Here is a 330-nt window from a genome sequence, read left to right as displayed (position 1 = left end):
GTACCCGCAAGTATCTGCAGCAAGGTGGACTTCCCGGAGCCGTTGCAGCCGATTACTCCAACAACCTCCCCAGGAAAAATCTGGAAACTCACATTCCGCAGAGCCCAGAATTCCGAATAAAATTTCTTTCTCTCACCCCAGATGGCCTGCAACATCCTTTGATGAGGAGCCCTGTAGACTCTAAAACCCTTGCTTATATCTACGGCCGCAAGTACCGGCGCATTACCCTTCATACAACTCACAGCCAGATCCCTACAACGCAGAAAGCATCGTATTGTTTATCCTGAAAACGTCATAGCGCTGTTCCGCCAGCGATCTACTGGCTTCTCC

1 protein-coding gene is annotated in these 330 nt (G+C 50.3%); it reads left to right on the top strand.

The window, feature by feature from the left end; all coding sequences use genetic code 11:
- The coding region (locus BST14_RS32770) for a hypothetical protein (protein ID WP_438502220.1) at positions 1-287 on the top strand (287 nt) is incomplete at its 5' end.
- Between the last annotated feature and the right edge of the window lie 43 nt (positions 288-330).

Source organism: Mycobacterium arosiense ATCC BAA-1401 = DSM 45069 (genome assembly GCF_002086125.1).
In the GTDB taxonomy this organism is placed as follows: Bacteria; Actinomycetota; Actinomycetes; order Mycobacteriales; family Mycobacteriaceae; genus Mycobacterium; species Mycobacterium arosiense.
The sequence above is the reverse complement of the archived record's forward strand: the minus strand, read 5'-3'. Positions and strand labels throughout refer to the sequence as shown.